The sequence below is a fragment of the Mycolicibacterium austroafricanum genome (genome assembly GCF_000612725.1).
In the GTDB taxonomy this organism is placed as follows: Bacteria; Actinomycetota; Actinomycetes; order Mycobacteriales; family Mycobacteriaceae; genus Mycobacterium; species Mycobacterium austroafricanum.
The window spans coordinates 115,831-122,973 of sequence record NZ_HG964452.1 but is presented as its reverse complement, the minus strand read 5'-3'; the positions used below and the strand labels follow the sequence as shown (position 1 = coordinate 122,973).

Below are 7,143 nucleotides of genomic sequence, written 5' to 3'. Positions count from 1 at the left end.
GGGGCCGGGACCGGGCGGCGTGCCCGGTGCGGCACCCGCGTCCGATGGCGCCTCGGGCTCCTTGTCTTCGGCGGCCGGTTGGTCGTCGTCGGCGGTCGGCTCCTCGTCGGGCTCCCGTCCCGGTGTCCGGTCGCCGACGTCCGGGATCTCGGCCTCGCCCGATCCTGTTTCCGCCGAAGAGCTTTGGGCCAGCTGCGCAAGACCCTGCGTGAGCAACTGGGGGAGCTGGGCGAGGGCGGCCAGCGGCGCGCCCAGCTGCTGCCCCATCTGGGCGAGCTGCCCAAGTTGGCCGGCGGCCTGGCCCAGTGCGTCGGCCCCGCCGCCTGTGGGTGTGCCCCCGGCCGGCGGCGCCGCGCCGGCGGCCCCGGCCTGCGTCGGCCCGTGCGCCATCTGGTCGGCGGCGGTGCGGATGGCCTCGGCCCCACGATGGTCTCCACGCTCGTAGGCCAGGGCCGCCTGGTGCAGCAGTTCGGAGATCGTGTCACCGGCGGTCCGGGTGCCGGCCAGGGTGCCGGACCTGCTGCCGAGGGCGCCGGTCAGCGCCGTGTCGACGGCCGCGGCGATGGTGCCGTGCGACCCCGCGACCGCGGCAGGACCGGGTGAGGCGGCGGCCAACGAACCGAGACCGGCGGCGACGCGGTTGTGGATCTCCCCGAGGGAACGGACTCCGTCGGCGTCCACCGACAGGGGCTCGGTCATCGCGCACCTCCAGATCAGTCGGATCTGATTCTAGGGGCGCTCCCGTGGGCCCGATGACGGCAAAATTGCGGGCTCAGGCGGGGCTGCCCGCCTCGGCCAGGGCGGCCCGGCCGAATGCACAGTCGACATCTGCGGCCAACCGCGACAACGTGTCGAGGGCGCGGGCGTCCCCCAGCCGGGCGCCGTCCAGCGCGGCCCTCAGGGCGACAGCGCGCTGGCCGCCGCGTTCGGCAGCCTTCACCGCCTCCCGGGCGGCCGCGACGGCGCCGTGCGTGTCGTGCCGGGCCGCCGTCGTCCAGGCGCGGGCCAGTGCCAGCTCGGGGGCGAACAGCATCGATTTGAGACCGTGCCGGGATTCTGCGCGCGACAACGCCTTTCCTGCGTCGACGGTCTGATCGAGTCGGCCGAGCGCCTGTGCCAACAGCATCCACGCCAGCGGCCCCCAGGAATACCCCGTGGGCGCCAACGTGGTGGCGGCCTCGCGGAGCAGCGACACCGCGCGCGACAGCTCACCGGTCGCGATCAGCACGTCGGCGACCAACACCTCGCCGATCGCCCGGGCCGGCTGGCGCCGCTGGGCGAAGTCGGTGATCCGCAGTGCCAGCTCAAGCGCCTCCTCCGGTCGGCCGGTCATCAACAGGGCGGTCGTCTGGCCCAGTCCGCTGGTGAACCGCAGCAGGCCCGGCTGCCCCGCGGCCAGCGCCCGCTCCGCCAGCGCGTCGACGTCGGTGAACCGGCCCATGCGCGCCGAGCTCAGCGCGGCCGCCGACGCCGCCCACCCGACCGCGGTGTCGTCGGCGTCCGGCGACGCCAGCACTGCATCGGCGAGTTCGGTTGCCTTGCCGAGGCTTCCGGCGTTCATGGTGAACGTCGCCGACAGTGCGTCGAGCGTGACGCGGGCGGCGGGGGAGGTCACCTTGCTGCGGGTGGCGCGCAGGAAGGCCGTGGCACGCTCCGGCTCGGACAGCATCCAGAACTGGTTGGCGGCCGTCGGCAGCGCCCACGCCATCAGCTCGTCCTCGGTCAGCGCAGCCGGGTCGATCTCGGCGAGTACCGCGTCGGCCTCCCGGCCCCTGCCCTGCCAGGCCAGTGAGTACCCGACGGTCAGGCGGGCGCCGAGGTCGGGGGTCTTGCCGAGCGCCGCCCGGCCCAGCCGTTCGCTGAGCTCCAGATCGCCCAGCCGCAACGCGTCCGACGCGGCCGCGCACGTGTCGGGAACCGGCAGCGGGCGGTCGCTGTCCAACGCCAGCGCGGCCAGCCGAAGCCGGCCCACCACCCCGACACTGCCCCTGGAGATCTGCGCGACCATCGTGGTGCGCAGCCGGCGCAGATCAGGGCCGCCGAGCGCGTCACGGATCGCGTCGAGGAACAGCGGATGCGCCGGGCGCAGCTCGTCGCCCTCGACGACGACCGCCCCGCTGCGCAACGCCGCTTCGACTGCGTCGAGGTCGGTGAGCGCTTCCGCGTCCGCCCGGCTCAACGGGTCCGACACTGTCAGCAGTTCCAGGATCCGGTGCGCGGGAGCGGGCAGTGCCTCGGCGAACTCTTTGATCTGGGTCATCAGCCTGGCGTCGTCGTGGCCGGGTGGCTTCAGGTCGATTCGCGCCACCAGGCCGTCGCGCCACAGGGCGGCGATCTCGGCGGGCACCGGCGCGTCGCCGAGGGTTGCGGTGATCAGCAACCGCGCCGAGCGGCTGAGTGCGAGTTGGCAGATCAGCGCGGCGGACATCGGGTCCAGCAGATGCGCATCGTCGACGACGAGGAGCCGGCCGTCGCCGAGCGACTCCAGGGCCGCGCGCAGAACCGTTGTGCTGGTGCCTGTCTCGGGTACGTCCCAGAGCGGCTCGAACGCGGCGAACGGGACGGTCTGCCGCGACGCCGTCGCGAACAGCCAGTCCACGCGGGGAAATTCGGCGCCGAGGCGGTCGGCGGCCGAGCGTGCCAGTGTGGTCTTGCCGACGCCGGCGGGGCCGATCAACACCGCCCCGGCACGCATGCGCACCCCGGCCAGGAGCTGTTCGAGGGCGGGCTCGGGCGGTGCGGTCACCCATCCGAGAGGCCGAGGCGGAGGCACATGGCGGAGTCTATGTGGCTAGGTTGGTGCTGTGTCCCGAGATCCAGACCGTGAGTGGGCTGTTTGTGTCTACTGTGCCTCGGGCCCGCTGCATCCCGAACTGTTGGAGCTCGCCCGCAAAGTCGGCGAGGGCATCGCCGAGCGGGGCTGGACGCTGGTATCCGGCGGCGGCAACGTGTCGGCGATGGGAGTCGTGGCCGACGCCGCCCGGTCGCGCGGCGGCTACACCGTCGGGGTCATCCCGAAGCGACTCGTCCACCGCGAGGTCGCCGACACCGAAGCCGACGAACTGGTCGTCACCGACACGATGCGGGAACGCAAACAGGTGATGGAGGATCGCGCCGACGCGTTCATCGCGCTGCCCGGCGGCATCGGCACCCTGGAGGAATTCTTCGAAGCCTGGACAGCGGGCTATTTGGGTATGCACACCAAACCGATCGTGATGCTCGACACCCTCGGGCACTACGACGGTCTGCTGGCCTGGTTGCGCGGGCTGGTCCGAACCGGATACGTCGCCGAGGATGCCATGGGCCGCCTCATCGTCGTCGACGACGTAGATGCCGCTCTGGCCGCGTGCGCGCCCGGCTAGGGTGGCCCACAAATCGACAGCGGAGGAAGAGCGGCAAACATGACGAACAGGTCGGGGACCCGGAGCAGCGTGGGGCTGCTCGACATCGCCAAGCAGGTACCGGGTCTGCTGAAGGACGCGCCGACGATCGTGCGCGGCGTGGTCACCGGGTTCGGGGCCCGCCCCACCGCCAAGACGTCGATCGGCAAGGTCTTCCAGGACCGTGCGGCCCAGTACCCGAACAACGTGTTCCTGAAGTTCGAGGACCGCGAGATCACCTACCGCGAGGCCAACGACACCGTCAACCGCTACGCCGCGGTGCTCGCGGCCAAGGGTGTCGGGCACGGTGACGTCGTGGGCATCATGATGCGCAACTCGCCCGAACCGATTCTGCTGATGCTCGCCGCCGTCAAGTGCGGTGCGATCTCCGGGATGCTCAACTACCACCAGCGTGACGAGGTACTCAAGCACAGCCTCGGTCTGCTGTCGGCGGCGGTCGTCGTCGCCGAGACCGAGTTCGTCGAGGCCATCACCGAATCCGGGGCCGACACCGACGGGTTGATCACCCTCGACGAGCTCAAGCAGCTCGCCGAGACCGCGCCGACGACCAACCCGGCCACCACCTCGGCGGTACTTGCCAAGGACAAGGCGTTCTACATCTTCACCTCCGGCACCACCGGCATGCCGAAGGCCAGCGTGATGACGCACTACCGTTGGCTGCGTGCGCTGGCCGGGTTCGGCGGGCTGGGTCTGCGACTGAACAGCAGTGACACGCTGTACTGCTGCCTGCCGCTCTATCACAACAATGCGCTGACGGTCGCGTTGTCGTCGGTGATCAACTCGGGCGCCACCCTGGCACTGGGCAAGTCGTTCTCGGCGTCGAGGTTCTGGGACGACGTGATCCGCTACGACGCCACCGCGTTCGTCTACATCGGCGAGATCTGCACCTATCTGCTCAACCAGCCGGAGAAGCCGACCGATCGCCGGCACAAGGTGCGGGTCATCTGCGGAAACGGTCTGCGCCCGGCCATCTGGGACGCGTTCACCGAGCGGTTCGGCATCAAGCGGGTGTGCGAGTTCTACGCCGCCAGCGAGGGCAACACCGCGTTCGTCAACGTCCTCAACATCGACAAGACCACCGGGATCTGCCCGACGCCGATCGCGTTCGTCGAGTACGACGAGAACACCGGCGAGCCGGTGCGCGACGAGCAGGGCCGGGTCCGCAGGGTCAAGAAGGGTGAACCCGGCCTGTTGCTGTCGAAGGTGAGCAACTACCAGCCGTTCGACGGCTACACCGACAAGAAGGAGTCGGAGAAGAAGCTCGTGCGCGACGCCTTCAAGGAGGGCGACGTGTGGTTCAACACCGGCGACCTGATGCGCGCGCAGGGCCTGGGACACGCCGCGTTCACCGACCGGCTCGGCGACACGTTCCGGTGGAAGGGCGAGAACGTCGCAACGACAGAGGTCGAGGCGGCCGTGTCCACCCATCACCAGATCGAGGAGTGCACCGTCTTCGGCGTGGAGGTCCCCGACACCGGCGGCCGGGCCGGAATGGTGGCGATCCAGCTCAAGGAGGGTCACGAGCTCGACGGTCAGTCCCTGGCCAAGGCGGTGTTCGAAAAACTCCCCTCGTACGCGGTGCCGTTGTTCGTCCGTGTGGTGCAGGAGTTGGCGCACACGTCGACGTTCAAGAGTCAGAAGGGCGACCTGCGCAAGGAGGGTTACGGCGGCAGCAGCGGCGAGGGCGGCGACGACGACGTCAAGATCGACGACCCGCTCTACGTGCTCTCCGGCCGCGAGGAGGGTTACGTGCCGTTCTACGACGAGTACCCCCACGAGGTCCGTGAGGGCAAGAAACCCAAGTAGCCCGCGGATCGGGCCCGCGCAGGCACCCTGACTGTCGCCGGACACGCCGAAATCGCTCGGTGTCGGGGGAAACGTAGCCTGGAAACGTGCAGTCGACGTTTCTGGGACACCCGGTGGCCGGGGATCGTGCGCTGATCATGGCGATCGTGAACCGCACGCCGGACTCGTTCTACGACCGCGGCGCGACGTTCACCGACGACGCCACCAAGGAGGCGGCCCACCGCGTCGTCGAGGACGGCGCCGACATCATCGACGTCGGCGGCGTCAAAGCGGGTCCCGGCGCGATCGTGGACGTCGACGAGGAGATCGCGCGCGTCGTGCCGTTCATCGAATGGTTGCGCGCGACCTTCCCCGACCGGGTGATCAGCGTCGACACCTGGCGCGCCGAGGTGGCCAAGCAGGCCTGCGCGGCCGGTGCCGACCTGATCAACGACACCTGGGGCGGGGCCGACCCCGATCTGGCGGGGGTGGCCGCGGAGTTCGGCGCCGGCCTGGTGTGTTCGCACACCGGGGGTGCGGTGCCGCGCACGCGCCCGTTCCGGGTCAACTACGGGCTCTCCGAGCGTGGCGTCGTCGACGACGTCATCGCCGAAGTCACCTCGGCCGCCGAGCGCGCAGTCGCGCTCGGGGTGCGCAGAGACGGCATCCTGATCGATCCGACCCACGATTTCGGCAAGAACACTTACCACGGTCTTAGTTTGTTGCGCCACGTAAAAGACCTTGTTAACACTGGATGGCCGGTCCTGATGGCGCTGAGCAACAAGGATTTCGTCGGGGAAACTCTGGGTGTGGGCCTAACCGAACGCCTCGAAGGCACCCTGGCAGCGACCGCTCTTGCGGCCGCCGACGGTGCCGCGATGTTTCGGGTGCACGAGGTGGGGCCCACACGTCGGGTACTCGAGATGGTTGCGTCAATCCAAGGCGCCCGTCCGCCGAAACACACGGTGAGGGGATTGGCATGACTGTGTTGTCTGACCGCGTAGACGAGCTGGCCACCTACGGCGTTGCCGAACACCGGTGGCTGACCGACCGGAGCTGGTGCCGGCCGAACTGGACGGTGGCCGAACTCGAGGCTGCCAAGAAGGGCCGCACCGTGTCAGTGGTGCTGCCGGCGCTCAACGAAGAAGAGACCGTCGCGGGAGTCGTCGAGACCATCACCCCGCTGCTGGGCGGGCTGGTGGACGAGCTGATCGTGCTGGACTCGGGGTCCACCGACGACACCGAGATCCGCGCCGTCGCCGCGGGTGCCCGCGTGATCAGCCGGGAGGTCGCGCTGCCCGAGGTGCCCCCGCAGCCCGGCAAGGGCGAGGTGTTGTGGCGCTCGCTGGCCGCGACCACCGGCGACATCGTCGCCTTCGTCGATTCCGACCTGCTCGACCCCGATCCGATGTTCGTGCCGAAGCTGCTGGGCCCGCTGCTGACGGCCGAGGACGTGCACCTGGTGAAGGGTTTCTACCGGCGGCCACTGAAGGTCAGCGGCAAAGAGGACGCCAACGGCGGAGGCCGGGTCACCGAACTGGTGGCGCGGCCCCTGCTGGCCTCGCTGCGTCCCGAGCTGATGTGCCTGTACCAGCCGCTGGGCGGTGAGTACGCCGGCACCCGGGAGCTGTTGACCTCGGTGCCGTTCGCGCCGGGCTACGGCGTGGAGATCGGATTGCTGGTCGACACCTACGACCGGCTCGGACTCGATGCGATCGCCCAGGTCAATCTCGGTGTCCGCACCCACCGCAACCGCCCGCTGACCGAGCTGGCCTCGATGAGCAGGCAGGTCATCGCCACGCTGCTGTCGAGGTGCGGCATCCCGGACTCCGGTGTCGGGCTCACCCAATTCTTCGCCGACGGCCTGGACTACACGCCACGCACCTCGTCGGTCTCGCTGACCGACCGTCCACCGATGATCACGCTGCGCCCCCGGTAGCCCGGGTGACTCGGCGCC

6 protein-coding genes are annotated in these 7,143 nt (G+C 69.9%); 4 read left to right on the top strand and 2 right to left on the bottom strand.

Annotated features, from left to right (window positions below; genetic code table 11):
* Positions 1-699: ESX-1 secretion-associated protein (locus BN976_RS10985; protein ID WP_051558397.1), on the bottom strand; the 699-nt coding region annotated here is incomplete at its 3' end.
* 73 nt (positions 700-772) lie between these two features.
* Positions 773-2,746, bottom strand: coding sequence for an ATP-binding protein (locus tag BN976_RS10980; protein WP_051558396.1), 1,974 nt, complete (start codon positions 2,744-2,746; stop codon positions 773-775).
* 58 nt (positions 2,747-2,804) lie between these two features.
* On the opposite strand from BN976_RS10980, the gene BN976_RS10975 reads away from it, so the two are divergent.
* From BN976_RS10975 to BN976_RS10960, 4 genes are all read left to right on the top strand, one after another.
* On the top strand, positions 2,805-3,362 hold the full coding sequence (locus BN976_RS10975) for a cytokinin riboside 5'-monophosphate phosphoribohydrolase (RefSeq protein WP_011781663.1): 558 nt from the start codon (positions 2,805-2,807) through the stop codon (positions 3,360-3,362).
* Positions 3,363-3,401: 39 nt separating this feature from the next.
* Positions 3,402-5,207, top strand: a complete 1,806-nt coding sequence (fadD6, locus tag BN976_RS10970) for a long-chain-acyl-CoA synthetase FadD6 (protein ID WP_011781662.1) — start codon at positions 3,402-3,404, stop codon at positions 5,205-5,207.
* Positions 5,208-5,293: 86 nt separating this feature from the next.
* Positions 5,294-6,169 (top strand): dihydropteroate synthase, encoded by an 876-nt coding sequence (gene folP, locus BN976_RS10965; protein ID WP_036370733.1) that lies wholly within the window; start codon positions 5,294-5,296, stop codon positions 6,167-6,169.
* Positions 6,166-7,125 (top strand): glucosyl-3-phosphoglycerate synthase, encoded by a 960-nt coding sequence (locus BN976_RS10960; RefSeq protein ID WP_011781660.1) that lies wholly within the window; start codon positions 6,166-6,168, stop codon positions 7,123-7,125. The genes folP and BN976_RS10960 overlap by 4 nt, the downstream gene beginning before the upstream one ends.
* Positions 7,126-7,143: the final 18 nt, after the last annotated feature.